This is a genomic window from Roseobacter insulae, from assembly GCF_019375555.1.
GTDB classification, from domain to species: domain Bacteria; phylum Pseudomonadota; class Alphaproteobacteria; order Rhodobacterales; family Rhodobacteraceae; genus Roseobacter; species Roseobacter insulae.
On sequence record NZ_JAHXDN010000001.1, the window covers coordinates 357,808 to 376,003 of the forward strand.

At 61.8% G+C, this 18,196-nt stretch carries 16 protein-coding genes; 3 read left to right on the plus strand and 13 right to left on the minus strand.

Going from position 1 to position 18,196, the window contains the following annotated elements:
• Nucleotides 1-71: 71 nt before the first annotated feature.
• The 4 genes from KX928_RS01755 to puuE are packed head-to-tail and all read right to left on the minus strand — an operon-like array spanning nt 72 to nt 4,252.
• Nucleotides 72-1,499, minus strand: coding sequence for a uracil-xanthine permease family protein (locus KX928_RS01755; RefSeq protein WP_219498179.1), 1,428 nt, complete (start codon nt 1,497-1,499; stop codon nt 72-74).
• Between the two features lie 49 nt (nt 1,500-1,548).
• Entirely contained in the window at nt 1,549-2,037 is a 489-nt protein-coding gene (locus KX928_RS01760) for an ureidoglycolate lyase (RefSeq protein WP_219498180.1), read from the minus strand.
• Nucleotides 2,034-2,846: a bifunctional allantoicase/(S)-ureidoglycine aminohydrolase gene (locus KX928_RS01765; protein WP_219500050.1), complete on the minus strand. Its 813-nt coding sequence runs from the start codon at nt 2,844-2,846 to the stop codon at nt 2,034-2,036. The genes KX928_RS01760 and KX928_RS01765 overlap by 4 nt, the downstream gene beginning before the upstream one ends.
• Nucleotides 2,840-4,252, minus strand: coding sequence for an allantoinase PuuE (gene puuE, locus KX928_RS01770; protein ID WP_219498182.1), 1,413 nt, complete (start codon nt 4,250-4,252; stop codon nt 2,840-2,842). The genes KX928_RS01765 and puuE overlap by 7 nt, the downstream gene beginning before the upstream one ends.
• 249 nt (nt 4,253-4,501) lie before the next feature.
• Here puuE and deoC point away from each other — a divergent pair, with 249 nt between their 5' ends.
• Together deoC and KX928_RS01780 are read left to right on the plus strand one after the other, a co-directional pair.
• Nucleotides 4,502-5,506: a deoxyribose-phosphate aldolase gene (deoC, locus tag KX928_RS01775; RefSeq protein ID WP_219498184.1), complete on the plus strand. Its 1,005-nt coding sequence runs from the start codon at nt 4,502-4,504 to the stop codon at nt 5,504-5,506.
• Nucleotides 5,507-5,529: 23 nt separating this feature from the next.
• On the plus strand, nt 5,530-7,872 hold the full coding sequence (locus KX928_RS01780; protein ID WP_219498186.1) for an aldehyde dehydrogenase family protein: 2,343 nt from the start codon (nt 5,530-5,532) through the stop codon (nt 7,870-7,872).
• 86 nt (nt 7,873-7,958) lie between these two features.
• Here KX928_RS01780 and KX928_RS01785 read toward each other — a convergent pair whose 3' ends face one another.
• From KX928_RS01785 to KX928_RS01815, 7 genes are all read right to left on the minus strand, one after another.
• Nucleotides 7,959-9,257, minus strand: coding sequence for a M16 family metallopeptidase (locus tag KX928_RS01785; RefSeq protein WP_257883555.1), 1,299 nt, complete (start codon nt 9,255-9,257; stop codon nt 7,959-7,961).
• Between the two features lie 17 nt (nt 9,258-9,274).
• Entirely contained in the window at nt 9,275-10,609 is a 1,335-nt protein-coding gene (locus KX928_RS01790) for a M16 family metallopeptidase (protein ID WP_219498188.1), read from the minus strand.
• Between the two features lie 111 nt (nt 10,610-10,720).
• Nucleotides 10,721-11,221 carry a DUF3035 domain-containing protein gene (locus KX928_RS01795; protein WP_219498190.1) on the minus strand — a complete coding sequence of 167 codons (501 nt, stop codon included), beginning with the start codon at nt 11,219-11,221 and terminating at the stop codon, nt 10,721-10,723.
• Nucleotides 11,222-11,272: 51 nt separating this feature from the next.
• On the minus strand, nt 11,273-11,758 hold the full coding sequence (lspA, locus tag KX928_RS01800) for a signal peptidase II (RefSeq protein WP_219498191.1): 486 nt from the start codon (nt 11,756-11,758) through the stop codon (nt 11,273-11,275).
• A 14-nt stretch (nt 11,759-11,772) separates the two neighbouring features.
• Complete coding sequence (purH, locus tag KX928_RS01805; protein WP_219498193.1) at nt 11,773-13,359, minus strand: bifunctional phosphoribosylaminoimidazolecarboxamide formyltransferase/IMP cyclohydrolase; 1,587 nt, start codon at nt 13,357-13,359, stop codon at nt 11,773-11,775.
• Nucleotides 13,360-13,378: 19 nt separating this feature from the next.
• Complete coding sequence (locus tag KX928_RS01810) at nt 13,379-15,124, minus strand: heparinase II/III family protein (protein WP_219498195.1); 1,746 nt, start codon at nt 15,122-15,124, stop codon at nt 13,379-13,381.
• 119 nt (nt 15,125-15,243) lie between these two features.
• A complete protein-coding gene (locus KX928_RS01815) occupies nt 15,244-16,515 on the minus strand; it encodes an RsmB/NOP family class I SAM-dependent RNA methyltransferase (RefSeq protein ID WP_219498197.1) in 1,272 nt (423 codons plus the stop codon).
• Between the two features lie 85 nt (nt 16,516-16,600).
• On the opposite strand from KX928_RS01815, the gene KX928_RS01820 reads away from it, so the two are divergent.
• Nucleotides 16,601-16,795, plus strand: coding sequence for a DUF1674 domain-containing protein (locus KX928_RS01820; protein WP_219498199.1), 195 nt, complete (start codon nt 16,601-16,603; stop codon nt 16,793-16,795).
• An 85-nt stretch (nt 16,796-16,880) separates the two neighbouring features.
• Here the strand turns inward: KX928_RS01820 and KX928_RS01825 are convergent, their stop codons facing one another.
• Together KX928_RS01825 and dapB are read right to left on the minus strand one after the other, a co-directional pair.
• Complete coding sequence (locus KX928_RS01825; RefSeq protein ID WP_219498201.1) at nt 16,881-17,228, minus strand: dihydrodipicolinate reductase; 348 nt, start codon at nt 17,226-17,228, stop codon at nt 16,881-16,883.
• Nucleotides 17,229-17,311: 83 nt separating this feature from the next.
• The gene (gene dapB / locus KX928_RS01830) at nt 17,312-18,118 is read right to left on the minus strand and encodes a 4-hydroxy-tetrahydrodipicolinate reductase (protein WP_257883556.1); all 807 of its coding nucleotides are present in this window, start codon (nt 18,116-18,118) and stop codon (nt 17,312-17,314) included.
• Nucleotides 18,119-18,196: the final 78 nt, after the last annotated feature.

Here is an 18,196-nt window from a genome sequence, read left to right on the forward strand (position 1 = left end):
CTAAAACCGGATTCACGATGATTAGCGTGCGCAAGACTGCCCTGCCCGCCGCCCGATTTATGGATGCGTCCCTACTTGTGCGGCAAGCTGCCCTTTGCCGCGCCCGACATACCGCCCGAGACCTCCTCCGTCGCCTCATCAGCCAGATCCTCCGGCAGGACGAGGTTCAGAATGATGGCGATGAAGGCCGCGGGTAACAGGCCGCTGGTCATGAGAATGCGTAGCGTGTCGGGCAGGTGCTGTACCGCACCCGGTTCCAGTTGCAGCCCCAGACCAATGGACAGCGAAATGGCAAAAATCACCATATTGCGCCGGTTCCAGTCAACGTCAGACAGCATCGAGATGCCTGCCGCGACAACCATCCCGAACATGACGATGACGCCGCCACCCAGAACCTCGATGGGAATGGTGCGTATCAGGCCACCGACCTTTGGTACAAGACCGCACAGAATAAGGAAGATTGCACCACAAGTCACCACGTGGCGGCTCATCACTCCTGTCATTGCAATCAGACCAACGTTCTGGCTGAAGGACGTGTTGGGGAAGCCACCGAATATCCCGGCAATCGCCGAGCCCAGGCCGTCCGCGTAGGTGGCACCGGAAATCTCCTTGTCCGTGGCTTCGCGCCCGGCACCCCCCTTGGTGATCCCGGAGACATCTCCGACCGTTTCAATGGCAGAGATGAAGGCCATCAGGCAGAAACCCAGCACTGCGGCGAAGGAGATTTCGAACCCGTATTTGAAGGGTTGCGGCAGCGCGAAGGCGGCGGACCGCGCCCATGACGACCCAATCGCTTCGAAGCTCAGCATACCAACCATCAGGGCGTAAAAATACCCGACGATCAGGCCGATCAGGACAGCGGAAACCGACAGCATGCCCTTGCTGAAAAACTTCAGACCCAAGGTGACGAAAATCACCACCAGTGCCGCTGACCAGTTCAACAGGCTGCCGTATTCCGGTGTGCCAATTGCCGGTACGCCCCCGGCTGCATATTGGATACCGACCTTGACCAGTGCCAGCCCGATCATCGTGACCACCAGTCCGGTCACCAAGGGCGGCAGGGCAAAGCGGATTCGGCCGATGAAGAAGCCCAGAACGGCGTGAAACAGCCCGCCGATCAGCACACCGCCAAAAAGGGCTGCAAGCGCGTCCACTCCGCGCCCGGCAACCAGCGGTATCATGATCGGGATGAAGGCAAAGGACGTCCCCTGAACAATCGGCAAAGCCGCCCCCACCGGCCCCACGGTGACGGTTTGCAGCAACGTCGCAACACCGGCAAAAAGCATCGACATCTGAATGAGGTACAGCAGTTCCGGGAAATCGGGAGAGTTCGAGCCAAAGCCGAACCCGGCCGCGCCGGCAATGATGATCGCAGGTGTCACGTTGGACACAAACATGGCAAGCACATGCTGGATGCCCAACGGGATCGCCTTCCCCAGAGCCGGTGTGTAGTTCGGATCGCGCAGTTGCTCTGCCGTGCCAATGGATTGATCGGTCATTTTGTGTCCCCGTGCTGCCGGATTGTTCCGTTGTCCTCAGTGAGCCAAACTATGGAAGCACCCGGTATGGCGGATCAAGCAAAACCTCCTGCAGATTTGGTGTGTCGCCAATTCGGTCAATGACTGCAAACAATCCGGGCGACGCCAGCGGTGTCAGCACGCCGTGCCAGATCCCTTTGTGGAAATTGACCCCCTGATGTGGTTTCGTAAGAAAGGCGCGTGGTTTGCCGGGGCGATCGTCTTCATCCGCTGCAACGATTACCAGAAACGGGTTTTCCGTCATCGGCACAAAGGCCTGACTGCCTTCCGGGTGCCGCTCCATCAGATCAAGGACATAGGGCATGCTCCGAGGCTCTGCATTAAACAGGCTGATGCCCGCGCGACCGTCTTTCCCGAAATCCAGCATGGCGCGATCATGGTACCTGTCGCACAGGCCGGCGTTGATTATCCTGTCCGGCGCGCCCGCGCATTCCAGGACATCCCCGAACGGCGCAAAGCGCTCCGCCGTAAGGAATTCGCAATGAATATCAATGCTCACAGGCGCACATGACGGTTCACGTCCTTGTAAAGCAGGTAACGGAACGGCTCCGACCCGGTTGCAATACAGGCTTGCGGACAAAACGCGCGCAGCCACATGAAGTCGCCGGGGCCGACGCTGACCCAGTCCTTGTTCAGAAGATACTCCGCTGTCCCCTGCAGCACATAAAGACCATGCTCCATGACATGGGTTTCCGCAAAGGGAATGCGCCCGCCCGGCTGGAACGTCACGATGTTCACATGGCAGTCATGCGCGAGGTCCGCTGGGTCCGCAAACCGTGTGGTCGCCCAGACCCCATCGCAGTCGGGCATGGGCGTTGGCGCGACCTCGGCATCTGATGTCACAAACGCCGCCGGCACCACGACACCGACGGCGGGCTCATACGATTTGCGCACCCAATGCGCCTGAAAAGGTGTGTCACCGGTGTTCCAGAGCGTCCATCGGTCTCCGGGCGGGATGTAGGCGTAGCTGCCCGCAGACAAGCTGTGTTTCGCGCCGTTGATGACCAGATCCGCCTGACCGCGCGCCACAAAGAGGATGGCTTGAGCTTTCGCATCGGGTTCGGGCGTGTCCGAGCCGCCACCGGGTGCCAGTTCCAGCGCATATTGCGCGAATGTCTCCGCAAAGCCACTAAGGGGACGTGCCAGTATCCACGCGCGTGTCTTGTGCCAGCCGGGAAGAAAGCTCGTGACGATATCGCGCTGCGTTACCGCCGGAAGCACGGCGTAGCAGTCGGTAAAGATCGCTGTGCCCTCCGGGTTGATAGACTGATCCGGCAAACCGCCGGGCGGGAATGCATAGCTCACAATAGGGCCTCCAACCGAAGCGCCGCGATCCGTTCGACCTGACGGCAGGCTTCATCAAATTCTGTATCGGTCTCGTTGTCCAGCCGCCGCCCGAAGGCGCGCAGGATACCGGCTTTGTCATGGTCCCTGGCCGCGATTATGAAGGGAAAGCCGTGCTTTTCCACATAGGCCGTGTTGAGCTGTTGAAACGCCGTGCGTTCCGCATCCGTGAGCGCATCATGCCCGGCACTTGCCTGTTCTTGGGTACTGTCGTCCGTCAGCCGTTTTGCCGCGGCCAGTTTCCCGGCCAGATCAGGATGCGCACGCAAGACGCCTTTGCGCTCTTCAACGGTCGCGGCGCGGAAAATGCGGGAAAGCGCTGAATGCATACCAACCGGCGTGTCATGCGCAGGTCCAAGCTCCAGATCAAATGCCCGTTCGGCGATCCATTCCGAATGTTCGAAAACTCCGCCGAAAGCCGATATGAAATCGGCCTTTTTCATTTGTGATGGGCGGGTTGGTCTGGTGGGGGGATGTGTTCTGCGCCAGTGTTCCGCGATGTCGATGCGGCGCGCGCACCACACGCCCTCGAACACCTGAATATACTCGATGAAGCGTCTGACCGCCTGTGCCCGGCCGGGTCGCCCGGCCAGACGGCAGTGCAATCCGACGGACATCATTTTGGCGGCCCCGGCAGCGCCCTCGGCGTAAAGCACGTCGAAACTGTCGCGCAGGTAGGCGAAGAACTGATCGCCGGAGTTGAACCCCTGCGCCGTGGCAAACCGCATGTCGTTGCAGTCCAGCGTGTAGGGAATGATCAGCTGGTCGCGGCGCCCGGCCCTGATCCAATAGGGCAGGTCATCGTCGTAGGTATCCGAGATGTATTCGAACTGGCCGGTTTTCGCAGCAAGATTGACGGTATTTTCAGAACAACGACCGGTGTACCAGCCACGTGGGCTTTCACCTGTCACCTCCCCGTGCAGGCGGATCGCCTCCATCATGTCCGCCGCTTCATCGGCTTCGCTGAAGTCCTTGTAATCGATCCATTTCAGCCCGTGGCTGGCGATTTCCCACCCGGCAGACTGCATCGCCGCCACCTGCTCGGGCGCGCGCGCCATCGCAGTTGCAACCCCGTAGACCGTCACCGGCACACCAGCACCGGTAAACAACCTGTGCAGGCGCCAGAAACCTGCCCGGGCGCCGTAGTCGTAAATGGATTCCATGTTCCAGTGACGCTGACCGGGCCATGGCTGTGCTCCGACGATTTCCGACAGGAACGCCTCCGATGCGGCATCGCCATGCAACAGACAGTTTTCGCCCCCTTCCTCGTAGTTGAGGACAAACTGCACCGCGATCCGGGCGTTGCCGGGCCATTGTGCATCGGGTGGGGTGGCTCCATAGCCTGAAAAATCCCTTGGGTAGCGTTTCACAAACCGTCTCCTGCGCTCATCCGGCCATTGAATACCGGAGCGGAGCGTGTTGCAAACCGTATCTGGGGTGGTCAGCACCGATGTCCGACCTTGAAAACCTGGCGCGAGTGTCAGTTCGAACGTGACGGCCAGACACCTGTCGTGCGCACTACGACCTGCCTGAATCGCGTTGCTGACGTGACGCTCTCTTGCTTGCCATCAGGCGCACGCCATGCGAATTTGCGCAGATGCTCGACGAGGAAGCCCGAGATGCTCAGCCAAAAACCGCAAACCGCCAACACGACAGCCGGTCACCAGTTGCCACAGGTCACCGAGCCTCGAAATCCCGGCATGGCGCTTGATATGAACTGGGTGCGCAGTCTTCAGGCGAACACCTCGGCGATTGAGCGGCGGGCCGCCAGCCTGCCTGCGCGACGGTCGGTTAAAAAGCAGCATCAGGCGGCGTGGCTTTTGCGTGCGGTCACCTGCATCGACCTCACCACCTTGTCCGGCGACGATACCGAGGACCGTGTCGCGCGGCTCTGCGCCAAGGCGCGACAGCCGGTGGCGCAATCCTTGCTGGACGCTCTGGGCATGGGGCCGATCACGACCGGGGCCGTGTGTGTCTATCACGATATGATCCCGGCCGCGGTTCGGGCGCTTGAGGGCTCCGGCATCCCCGTGGCCGCAGTCAGCACCGGCTTTCCCGCAGGCCTGTCACCGTTCCATTTGCGCATCGCCGAGATCGAGGAAAGCGTCAAGGCGGGTGCCGCCGAGATCGATATCGTGATTTCGCGGCGGCACGTTCTGTCCGGCAATTGGCAGGCCCTCTATGACGAGATGCGCGCGTTCCGGGCAGCCTGTGGCGACGCGCATGTAAAGGCGATCCTTGCGACCGGCGAACTGGGATCGCTGCGCAATGTGGCGCGCGCGTCGGTGATCTGCATGATGGCTGGCGCTGATTTCATCAAGACTTCCACGGGCAAGGAGAGCGTAAATGCCACCCTGCCGGTCTCTTTGGTGATGATCCGCGCTATCCGGGACTACTATGTGCGCACGGGGTATCGCGTTGGATACAAGCCCGCCGGCGGCATTTCCAAGGCCAAGGATGCCATCACCTATCTGGCCCTCATCAAGGAGGAGCTTGGCGACAGATGGCTGCAGCCTGATCTCTTCCGGTTCGGCGCCTCGTCGCTGCTGAACGACATCGAGCGTCAACTCGAACATCACGTGACCGGCGCCTACTCCGCCAGCTACCGTCACCCAACCAGCTGACTTGATTTGAAAGGGCCGCGGTTATGACTATTTCCGAGATCTTTGAAACGATGGATTACGGCGTTGCACCGGAAAGTGCGGCAGACGCACTGGCGTGGCTGGTCGATCAGGGGGATCGGTTTGGCCATTTCATCGACGGCGCTTTCACCGAACCGGGCGGCGGGTTCGAGTCTCGCAACCCCGCAAACGGCGAAGTGCTCGCCACGCTTACCCAGGCCACGCAGGCGGACGTCGATGCCGCGGTGAAAGCCGCCCGGCGCGCCCACCCCAAGTGGGAGGGCCTCGGCGGTCATGGTAGAGCGCGATACCTGTACGCCCTTGCGCGTCTGCTACAAAAGCACAGCCGCCTGTTCGCGGTATTGGAATCGCTCGACAATGGCAAACCGATCCGCGAAAGCCGCGACATCGACATCCCCCTGGCACAGCGGCACTTCTACTTTCACGCTGGCATGGCGCAGCTGATGGAAGATGAGTTGCCAGACCGGGAAGCGCTCGGGGTGTGCGGACAGGTTATCCCCTGGAATTTCCCGTTGCTCATGCTGGCGTGGAAAATTGCACCGGCATTGGCCATGGGCAATACCGTTGTCCTGAAACCGGCAGAATACACATCCCTCACGGCCCTGCTTTTCGCCGATGTCTGCCGTCAGGCCGGGCTGCCCAAAGGCGTCGTGAACATCGTCACCGGCGATGGTTCGGTTGGCGAGATGATCGTGGCCGCCGATGTCGACAAGATCGCCTTCACCGGCTCCACTGCCGTAGGCCGGCGTATCCGCGAAGCCACGGCGGGCAGCGGCAAGTCGCTGACACTGGAGCTGGGTGGCAAGTCTCCCTACATCGTATTCGACGATGCCGACCTCGATTCGGCGGTTGAAGGTCTGGTCGATGCCATCTGGTTCAATCAGGGGCAGGTTTGCTGCGCCGGCTCACGTCTGCTGGTGCACGAACCGGTGGCCGAGGCCTTCCATGCCAAATTGCGCGCACGGATGGATAAACTGCGTGTCGGCGACCCCTTGGACAAGAGCATTGATGTCGGCGCTATCGTCGATCCGGTCCAGCTCAAGACAATCACCGATCTGGTCGCGTCGAACACGGCAGGCCAGACGCATGTAGCCGCCGCCGCTTTGCCGGTTGAGGGCAGTTTCTATCCCCCCACGCTCATTACCGGCCTCAACCCGGCGGACAGGCTGATGCAGGAGGAAATCTTCGGACCGGTCCTCGTGTCCACCACCTTCCGGACGCCTGCCGACGCGGTCGCGCTGGCCAACAACACCCGTTACGGCCTGGCTGCCACGGTCTGGAGCGAGAACATCAATCTCGCACTCGACATCGCGCCCAAGCTGGCCAGCGGCATTGTCTGGATCAACGGGACCAACCTGATGGATGCGGCCGCAGGTTTCGGTGGCATACGCGAAAGCGGGTTCGGACGCGAAGGCGGATGGGAAGGTCTGTCGGGTTACACCCGGCCCAAGGGCACTTCGAAACCACTCAAGGAGGTTTCCGCGTACACCGGGGATGGGACACCCGCCGACCCCATAGACCGCACGGCAAAGCTCTACATCGGTGGCAAACAGGCACGACCGGATGGCGGCTACTCTGCACCGGTCTGGGGGAAATCAGGCGCGCTGCTGGGGCACGCATCGCTTGCCAACCGCAAGGACCTGCGCAACGCGGTCGAAGCCGCGCAGGCCGCGCAAGGCTGGTCCCGAACCACGGGGCATCTGCGGGCGCAAATTCTCTATTACATGGCGGAAAACCTTTCGACGCGGGCCGCTGAGTTTTCGCACCGCTTGGATACCATGCAAGGCGGCAGGCAGGGTCACAAGGAGGTGGACGCGGCGGTCCGACGCCTCTTCACCTACGCCGCATGGGCGGACAAATACGACGGACAGGTGCACGGTGTGCCGATACGCGGTGTGGCGCTCGCGATGAAGGAGCCGGTTGGCGTCATCGGCGCTGTCTGTCCGAACGAGGCGCCGTTACTCGGGATGATCTCCTGCATGGCCCCCGCGATGGCAATGGGCAACCGGGTCATTTTGTGCGCGTCTGAACCCTTCCCGCGCGCGGCCACCGATTTCGTTCAGGTGCTGGAGACGTCAGATGTTCCCGCCGGTGTCGTCAATGTCCTCACCGGTCCTCACACCGATGTGGTGCCCCATATGGCGGCCCATATGGATATTGACGCCGTCTGGTCGTTCGGCAGCAGGGATCTGAGCGGCGTGATCGAAAAAGCCAGCGCAACCAACCTGAAACGCACATGGGTCAATCACGGTATGGCCCGTGACTGGATGGGCAGCGCGGGGCAAGGCAAGGAGTTCCTCGCTGCGGCGACAGAGGTCAAGAACATATGGGTGCCCTACGGGGAGTGACGCCCGACATACGCGCTAGCACTCGGCCCGATCGGGCCGAGGACATCGCGTGGCGCGTCAGCGCCTCAATCTGATTGCAGCCGGGTCTAGTTGGCCGGTGTGCTTTGCAGCCCCGCCGGTTGCCCCACCACAACGAAATGCAACCCCTCGGGATCCAGCAGTTCGGCCGCCACGCGCCTTACATCTCCCAGCGTCACTGCTTCCACACGCTCGTTTCGGGTGGCGATATAATCTGTCGGCAACCCCAGCATCTGCATTCCCACCATGATCCGGGCAATCGGCCCGTTCCCGTCAAATCGCAGGGGATACGCACCGGTCATATAGGTTTTCGCATCATCCAGCTCGGCTTGGGTAACCCCTTCTGCCGCGGCTTTTGCCCATTCCGCACGAATGACCTCGATGGCCTCGGCGATCCGGTCATTGGCCGAACTCACCGATCCAAGGTAGATCGCCGCCAGGTCCTTCGGCACGAGATAAGAATACACGCCATAGGTAAGCCCGCGCTTCTCCCGGACTTCTTCCATCAGGCGGCTTTCGAACGATCCTCCGCCCAGCACCTGGTTCAGCACGCTGGCGGTAAAGAAATCCGGATCCTCCTGCGCCATGCCGGAATGCCCGAACAAGGCGACGGATTGCGGCGTGTCGAAAGGCACGACGGTGATGCCTCCGGGGATGGTGACCTCCGCTGCGGGTGGCATTGGCGCGCCCTCTGCGGGCAGGGCATCAAGAAGGTCATCCACGAGAGCCGTCAGTTCTTCCGGCGTGATGTCACCAACAGCGCCAATATAAATTCGATCCCGCGCCATCACCGCCCGATGGGCCGCGACCAGATCGTCGCGTGTCAGCGCAGAAACCGATTGTTCGGTGCCGCTCGGCGAACTGGCATATGGATGGTCTCCAAAAGCGATCTGGTCAAACGTCCGGCTGGCGATGTCATTGGGGTCCTTGGCCTCGGCGCTGATGTTTGCCAGAACCTGACCCCGCACCCGTTCAATCGCCTCGTCATCGAACCGAGGCATCACCAAAGCCGCGCGCAGCAGCGCAACGGAGGCATCCTTATTTTCGGTCAGAAAGCGCGCGGACACCGATAGGGAGTCGTCTCCTACATCAAACCCGAACGACGTGGCCAGCGCTTCGCCGGCGCGCGCAAAGGCGCGGGCGTTCATGTCGCCGGCACCTTCTTCCAGCAATGCCGTCATCAGGTTGATCGCGCCACGTTTGCCCGGGGCATCCAGCGATGCACCGCCGCGAAACCGGATTTCGAGCGCAACGAACGGGATGGAATGATCCTCCACCAGCCACGCGGTCAGGCCGCTGTCCGAGGTGACTTCCTGGATCTTGACTTCCGCATGCGCGGGCACCGCGATGGCAAGGACCATCATCATCGACAAAGCAAAACGGATCACTGGGTCACCTCCTCACGCATCAACCAGCCGGTTACGGAGGCGCGTATGTCAAAAACATCGCGCGCAACCTGAACGATATCCTCTGCGGTTACTGCCTCCAGTACGTCCGGCCATGCCTGCACGTCCTCTACCGTCAGCCCGGATGCCAGCGCCTGCCCGTATCTGTTAGCGATGCGGTCAACGTCATCGCGGGCATAAATCTGATCCGCCCGGATTTGCAGTTTGATGCGCTCAAGCTGCTCGGCATCGACGCCGTCGACAAGGAAGTCCACGAGTGCTGCGTCCATCGCGTCTTCGGCTTCCTGCAGGCTGATGCCTGATCGCGGTACCGCAAGGATGGTGAAGGTTGTGTCATCCAGCGAGACACCCCGGTAAAACGCACCCGAGTAAGTCGCGATCGGTTCATCGAATTGCAGGGCATTGGCCAGGTAAGAGGTGGTACCGCCGCCAAGTATTTCCGCCAGGATCGTCAGCGCCGCGGCGGCTTTCTGATCTCCCGGGTCGCGCTCAGGTGCGAGATAGGAGCGCCTGACATAGGGCTGGGCGACACGCGCATCGCGAAAAATCAATCGGCGCTCCGCCGTCTGCGGAGGCTCCTTTGTCCGGATGCGTTCGGGCAGGTCGGGATTGGCCGGAATCACCCCGTAGTATTTTTCCGCCAGCCTGCGTACATCTTCTGGCGTCACATCGCCGGAAACCACAAGGATCGCATTGTTCGGAGCATAGTAGGTTTCGTAAAAGCTCAGCGCATCCTGCATATCCAGCGTGCGCATTTCGTGCATCCAGCCGATGATCGGCACGCCGTAGCGGTGATTGAGATACTGGGCAGCGCTCATCTGTTCGCCAAAGAGCGCGCTGGGGTTGTTTTCCGTGCGCTGGTTGCGTTCTTCTATGATCACGTCCCGCTCGGTGCGGATGTTGTCCTCGGTCAGGCGGATGTTGCGCATCCGGTCCGATTCCATGCTCATCATCAACTCCAGCCGATCGGCCGCCACGCGCTGGAAGTAGGCAGTATAATCATAGGATGTGAATGCGTTGTCGCGCCCGCCGTTACGCGCCACCGTCGCTGACAACTCCCCGGCTTCCAGTTTATCGGTGGCCTTGAAAAGCAGGTGTTCCAGAAAATGCGCCACGCCGGATGACCCCTTGGGTTCATCCGCGCTGCCCGCCCGGTACCAGACCATGTGCTGCACCACCGGTGCGCGGTGATCCTCCACCACGATGACCTGCATCCCGTTGTCGAGCTCGAATGCAGTGACGGCCTCGTTATCCGCGGCCAGAAATCCGGGGAGCAATGAGAAAAAAGCTGCAAGCGCAGTCAGTCTGATCATGAGACGTCCTTTATGTGATCAATCACGTGCTGTCGCCCCATGAGGTACATCCCCACGGCACAGGTTCAAGGCGTCCTGTCACGAAAGTGAGCGCGGGCGCTCCGGGATGGCTCAATTGAGCGGCGGATAGCTCGGTGTTCGTGCCCCGGCGCGGCGCCACCGGCTTGCAACCACTTCCGCATCGAGTATTTCACGTCGGTACGCCTGATTATAGCGATCTTCCGGGAACAACCGGAACTGGGTAAAGCGCGCCTGACGGCGGCGGAAATCCGCGTCCGCGTCCGCCAGATCCTGGCGGATGTTCGGGGAAACGCCGAAACGGCTGGCTGCGGTCACCAATGCGCCGTCGGATGCGGGAATGCCAGCTGACTGCGCGGGTTTACCGCCCAGGGCGATCACGGCATCATCCAGCGGATTGTTGTCGGTTCGATTGGCCTGTCCCGGCGTCGGCACGGGCAGCGCAGTCAGATCGTCCGGAGTTTCCAGCGCCGCCTTCGGTTCAATGATGAATTCATCCGGCCCGCGCGAATTGGACCGCAGATCCCGCAGGCCCTTGTTTGCACAGGCGCTGAGCGTTGCAGTAATCAGTATGAGGGCCAAAATCCGGCGCATGTCAGGTCTCCTCGCGGTCAGTTTGTTGATACGCCAAGCGAACGGGCAATGTCACTGGCCTTTTTTGACGGGCGCTTTTCCGTCGGGTGTCAGAAACACCAGTGCGATTGCACCCCCAAAAATGAAGACATCCGCGAGGTTGAACACAAACGGATTGTCGATGCCGCAACAGGACATGTTCAGAAAGTCCAGAACATACCCGTAAAGAAGCCGATCCAGCACATTCGCAAGGGCACCGCCGATCAGGATGCCTGCACCAACTCTTGCCAAAGTGCCGAGAGCTTGACGACGCACCCAAACGGCAACGGCAATGCAAATCGCCACCGCCAGCACGATCAGGACCCAGCGACTGGCCTCTGATCCATCTCCAAACAGTCCGAAGTTGATGCCCCTGTTCTCTCCGTAGCGGAAATTCAGTACCGGCGGCAAAACGTCGATAGACCGGATGCGCGACAATTCCATCACGTGAATGACCAGGTATTTGCTGAGTTGATCAACGACGAAGGCGGCGATGGCAGCCCAAAAGACCGTGCGCATGGGGGCTCCTGTCGTCAGTGTCTGAAGTGGCGCATGCCGGTGAACACCATGGCGAGACCCGCGTCATCCGCCGCGGCAATCACCTCATCATCCCGCATGGACCCGCCGGGCTGGATCAGCGCGGTTGCGCCTGCTTCGGCGGCCGTGATCAGACCGTCTGCAAAGGGGAAGAAGGCATCGGATGCCACAACCGAGCCTTGCGTCAGCGGTGCGGGCAATCCCATCGCGTCGGCCATGTCCTGCGCCTTGCGTGCGGCGATGCGCGTGCTGTCCACGCGGCTCATCTGGCCGGCACCCACGCCCACTGTCGCGCCATCCTTCACATAGATGATCGCATTGGATTTCACGTGTTTCGCGACGGTCCAGGCAAAAAGCAGATCGGCCATCTCTTGCTCTGATGGTGCGCGTTTGGTCACAACCTTCAGATCGTCCACGGTGATGCGCCCGATGTCCTTATCCTGCACCAGGTACCCGCCAGAGACCTGCCTTACCGCTAATGCGGCGACTTCCGGGTCGGCCAACCCATCGGTGGTCAGAAGGCGCAGGTTCTTTTTCGCCCCAAAGATGTCGCGTGCTGCTTCCTCCGCACCGGGCGCAATCACCACTTCCGTGAATATCCCGGAAATCTCTTCCGCCGTTGCCGCATCCAGCGGCTGGTTCAGCGCAATGATGCCCCCAAAGGCCGAGGTCCGGTCGCAATCGAAAGCACGGCCATAGGCCTCTTTCAGCGTCTTACCGCGCGCGACCCCACAAGGATTGGCATGTTTGATGATTGCGCAGGCAGGCCCCTGCGCCGGGTCAAATTCGCTGACCAGTTCAAACGCCGCATCCGTATCGTTGATGTTGTTGTAGCTCAGCTCCTTGCCCTGATGCTGGGTCGCTGTGGCAACGCCGGGGCGGTTCGAGCCATCTGTGTAAAAGGCAGCGGCCTGATGCGGGTTTTCCCCGTAGCGCAGGGATTGCGCCAATGCGCCGCCAAATGTCCTGCGGCGCGGGGGTTGCCCCACTTCACCTGCCATCCATGTACCGACGGCCGTGTCATAGGCCGCTGTGCGGGCATAGGCGGTTTGCGCCAGACGCTGACGCAGGGCGTAGGTGGTTTGGCCGCCATGCGTCTCCAGTTCCGCGAGAACCGCGGCGTAATCTTCAACGTCGACCACAACCGTCACGAACCCGTGGTTTTTCGCCGCAGAACGGATCATCGCCGGACCGCCGATATCGATATTCTCGATCATTTCAGCATATGCCGCCCCTTTCGCCAGCGCCGCCTCGAAGGGATAAAGGTTTACCACCACCAGATCGATGGGACTGATCTGATGCGCCTCCATCGCGGCTTGGTGATCGTCGTTGTCGCGCAGCGCCAGAAGACCGCCGTGCACCACCGGGTGCAGGGTTTTCACGCGACCATCCATCATTTCCGGGAAGCCGGTCACATCAGCCACGTCGCGTACATTCAGCCCGGCATCGCGCAAGGCTTTCGCAGTACCCCCGGTCGACAGCAGTTCCACACCGCGCGCCGCCAGTGCCTGACCGAGTTCCACCAGTCCCGTCTTGTCAGATACGGAAAGAAGCGCGCGGCGCAGCGGTGCAAGGTCGGTCATGAATATCGGTCCTCAAAGGCTATTCGGTCAGGTCAGGCGTATCCTGGCTGAGATCCCGCACGCCAATCGCAGTTTCCTGCGCCTTGGACAAGGACCAGCGGACACGCGTGGCGTATGACATAGCCCGGCCCGAAAGGACAATCTGATTTGCGCTGCGCGGCTTCAGACGCCCGGTTTCAAGATAAACCGACGGCTGCAGGCTCAGGTTTTGAGCACCATCATGCCTGAACACCCAGATTTCACCGCTTTTGAGCGCCATTGATATGGCCGCCCCGCCAAGATCGAGTGTGGCATCGACCTCGGGGTGCAGATGGAACCGGATATCGAACAAAATGCCCTGTAGCTTGGTCGCGTCCAATGCGCGGTCAAAGCGGCGCTTCTCATTGTCATCCAGCGCCAGCAACATGTCCTCCCCGGCCATTGCACGGCCGTCGAAGGTCATCTCGAGCGTTCGGGCGTGGGTCAGCCCGTGGGTGTCGACGAAGCCGTTGTGTCCTCCCTGAAATCGCAGACCGTCGCTGACATGTCCGATCTCTATGGGTACGCGCGAGGGGCCTTCGATAAGCTCCTCGCGGCCCGCCGCACGGTCAACATCACCCAGGCGCGCGCTTGAATAGCCGTCCAGCGACAGGGTCGAATGCGAGGGGGTCGCGCGCCCGGCGCGCCGCCAGTCGGGACCAAAGGACCGGCCCGATCCGCAGTTCACGACCAGCGGGCGACGCCCCGAGGTCAGCTCAAACGCCAGCGTCGAGGCATGCGCGTTAAAGGAGGCGCGTCCTTTCGGCGGCTTGCTGGCATCAATGATGACGCTCGTACGCCCTGCCGAAAGCCTTGCGAACCCCATCGACAGGCCGTCCGGCTGCCGTGTTTTGACACGCGCCTGCGCCAGCGCGTGATCCAGCCATCCCTCAGGGCCACGGCCCCCGCCGTGAAACCGCGCAAGACCGCCATCCGAATGCCGCAAGGTGCGCAGTGTCGGCGCGATCCGTTCTATGGCGTCCAGATGCTCCTGCGGGGTGGCGTGCCCGGCGTCGGAGAGTGCCGCGGCCGCCCAGGTGAGCAGGGTGAAGACGTCCAGCAATTCTTCCGGGTTGCGCGTCGGCAGACCACCCTCTTCGTCGATCTGGGTCCGGCACTCCCTGGCCAGCGCCTTGACGGCGGGCAAGGCGACCGCCTCCATCCCTTCCAGCGACAGACCGGCGTAGATCAGACCGGTCAGTGCTTCGAAGCGGGGCAGACCGCTCGCCGCCCCATGCCACCGGCGCGCCAAAAAGTGCGTTTGCTGATTGAGGCTGCGGTAAAAGGCGTCGCTGTCAGGCGCATCCTGCCCCTGCAACATGAAAAGTGCGTGGTTGATCCAGCGGATCAGGCGTCGCCCGGTCAGGTCGGGCGTCCAGCCCGGACCGCGCCCGCGCCCGTAGCGGTCGATCCAGCCCCAGAGCCACAGGCGCGCGGCGTTCCGGGCTGCCGCATCTCCGACAGCCGCAAGATCATCGAGCCAGGCGAACCCATGGATTTCCTGCTCGTAATCGCTGTTTGGTGTCGGCAGATCCCACAACGCGGCATCCTTGTGTTCCAACAGGTGACCGGCGAACAGGAAGTTGCCCGCCAACAGCTGGCGTCCCTTTGCAAAACTACCGATCGTGCGCGGCTCCGGTGACGAAACAAAGCCCACGGCGCGGGTCCGCATACGCCCCGCACGCGCGGCGTGCCAGCGGTTGAGGAAATGCACCTTGCGGGCGGCAAAACTTCGGTTTTCGGACATGTGGGTCTCTGCCTGGGGACGCTCTGACGGCGTTTGGGCATATGTTAGCGCGGTGCAACACATGAGTCACCGGCTTATCTTAACGGAGTCTGATTTTGCCGGTAACGGCATTTGCCGCCTTACACGGCCTTGCGCAGGCACGCCATGTAAAAGCCATCCATCCCGCCCCGGTCAGCCCAGAAATCCGGACGCAATCGAAGCCCCCCCTCCTGCGTGACCCATGCGGGTTCAATACCCGGGCACTCCAGCGCGGCGAGATCGGCACGCATGTCCGTATGACGCACCAGCGCCTCGTCCACCTGCACCTCACCCTCGTCGGGCAGCAGTGAACAGGTGCAGAAAACCAGCCTGCCGCCGGGTTTGAGCAGGCGCCACGCATGGTCGATCATCTGCGCCTGCAACGCGATCAGATCTCCGAATTCAGATCCATCCTTGGCATGCGGCAGATCCGGGTGACGTCGAATGGTGCCTGTGGCCGAACAAGGTGCGTCGAGCAGGATCGCGTCGTATTGCCCGGTTGTTTGCAGCGCATCCTGCACGACCAATCGGGCGGTGAGGCCGGTCCGGGCGAGGTTTTCTTCGACCCGTGCCATGCGACCGGCAGAATCGTCGACCGCGGTCACCGTCGCACCCGCCGCCGCAAGCTGCATCGTTTTGCCCCCCGGCGCGGCACAGAGATCGAGTACATTTTCACCGGGTTTCGGCGCCAGCAGCCGGACAGGCAGCGCAGCGGCGGCATCCTGAACCCACCAATCACCCTCGGCAAACCCCGGCATCGCGGTCACCTGGCCCGCACCCGCAATCCGCACCGTGCCCGTGGGCAGAAGCACACCTCCCGTGGCTCTGGCAACGGCCTGCGCGTCCCCGCGGGCTGTCAGGTCCAGCGGCGCACCCGCGAAATGCACCTGTTCCATGGCTGCCATGGCCTCTGCCCCCCACGCCTGAACCAATGGCCCGCGCAACCATTTGGGCAAGCGCGGCGCCCGCAGGGCATCCCACGCCTCTGGCCCGTCGGCGGCAATTTTCCGCAACACGGCGTTTGTCAGCCCTTTGAGGTGACCAAGCCGCGGATGCCGTGACACCAGTTCGACCATCGCATTCACCACACCATGCGCCGCAGCGCCCTGGCACAGCTCCACCGTGCCGACACGCAGCGCGTTGCGCACCGTCAGCGGCGGATACTTCGACAGGTGTTTTTGCAGCAACCGATCTGCCCGTTCCAATCCGCGCAAGGTGTCCAGCGCCAGGCGTGACGCACGCGCGCGGTCCTCGGCGGGTAGTTTGTCCAAGGCACCGGCACCGGTGAGTTCAGACATCAAGCGCCCCTCTCCCAATATATGGTCAAGCAGGTAGACAGCGCTTTTGCGCGCCGGGACGCCTGTGTCGGACATGTTTGCGGCTCCATTGGATGATGGCGGGTTGTCTGCGCCAAGGACGGGCGTATATCAAGGGCAGGACACGCAGGAAAGATGCGAAATGACCGACGACAGCACAGCACCTGACGATCAAAAGCCCCTGCCGCCAGCCGCACAGCGTGCCCTGGCCGAAGCTGCGGAGCGCCGCCGCAAGGCAAAAGACGTGCAACTGCCTACCGAGCTTGGTGGGCGGGACGGGCCGGAACCGGTGCGATACGGCGATTGGGAAAAAAAAGGAATTGCCGTCGACTTCTAGGTCTTGCCCTCTCAGCCCGTGCCAATGCCCGGTACGGGCGCATGGCGTACGCGCGCAGCGCGTTCAATTTAACAGGACGCGCCTCTTACCGGAGGCGGAATTCAGCTGAATCGCCAGCGCCCCGGTCAGACGTGAAGCGAATTCGGTTTTCTTTCGCCTGCACTTCCTGACAGTTGTATCCCAGTGCGTCGCCGCCCCAGAAGAGATCACGGCAGAAATAGCCTTCTCGCCAAGTCCAGTTGCCCGACACCTCCCAGGCCGCGCCCACACCAGAAATGTCACCGTTCGGCGAGACCTCCAGTTTCACAAAGGGCCGTTTCAGCTCCTTGCCGACAACCAGTGACACGAATTCTTCCTGGCTTGTTACCTTGGCAAATTCCGCGGAAGCGGTTGTTGCCGTAAGGATGGCGAAGGCACTGATGATCGCACGCATTTGACAGAACTCCGATCAAGGACTTTCGACATATACGCAGCAGGTCGCTTTTTGGTTTCAAATTACCCGCACCGGTCGGCGATTTATTGCCCAGACAGGCCCAGAACATCCAGCATGTCGTATTGGCCCGGTGGTTTCCCCGCGGTCCAGAGCGCCGCCTTGATCGCACCGCGCGCGAAAACCGATCTGTCAGACGCCAGGTGACGCAGCACAATGCGCTCTCCGGCAGCCGCGAACATGACGTCATGCTCGCCGATGATATCACCACCCCGAATGGCGGAAAATCCGATGTGCCCACGCCGACGCGCGCCGGTGATACCGTCGCGCACACGGTCCGCAACCGCATCGAGAGCGACGCCGCGCCCTTCGGCTGCGGCCTCCCCCAGCATCAGCGCGGTGCCTGACGGGGCATCGATCTTTTGATTGTGGTGCGCCTCAATCACTTCGATATCGTAATCGTCGTCGAGGGCGGCCGCGACGCGTTTGGTTAATTGCACCAGAAGGTTGACGCCGAGGCTCATGTTCCCGGCACGAACGATGGCCGTGCGCTCCGCGGGGCCTGACAGCCGGGCAATCTCTTCCGCCGTCATGCCGGTCGTGCCGATCACATGCGCAACGCCGGTCAGCGCCGCCGCCTCGGCCACTTTCAGCGTTGCCACCGGCGCCGTGAAGTCGATCACGACGTCGGCACCCTCCAACGCCGCCGCCATATCATCTGTGACGGACACCCCTGTCGCCGCGCCGCCCATCGCATCGCCCAGGTCGCGCCCGATCCATTCGTGGCCCGCCCGTTCAATTGCGCCCACAAGCTGGGTCTGCTCCGACGCGGCGATCGTCTCCACCAGCATCCGACCCATGCGCCCGGAGACACCCGTCACAACAATTCCCATCCGCTTGCTCACGCCGTGCTCCTTACCCTGCGATCCCGAACCCTGCTTATCGCGGGCAAGCCCGCTTGGCAAAGGCCT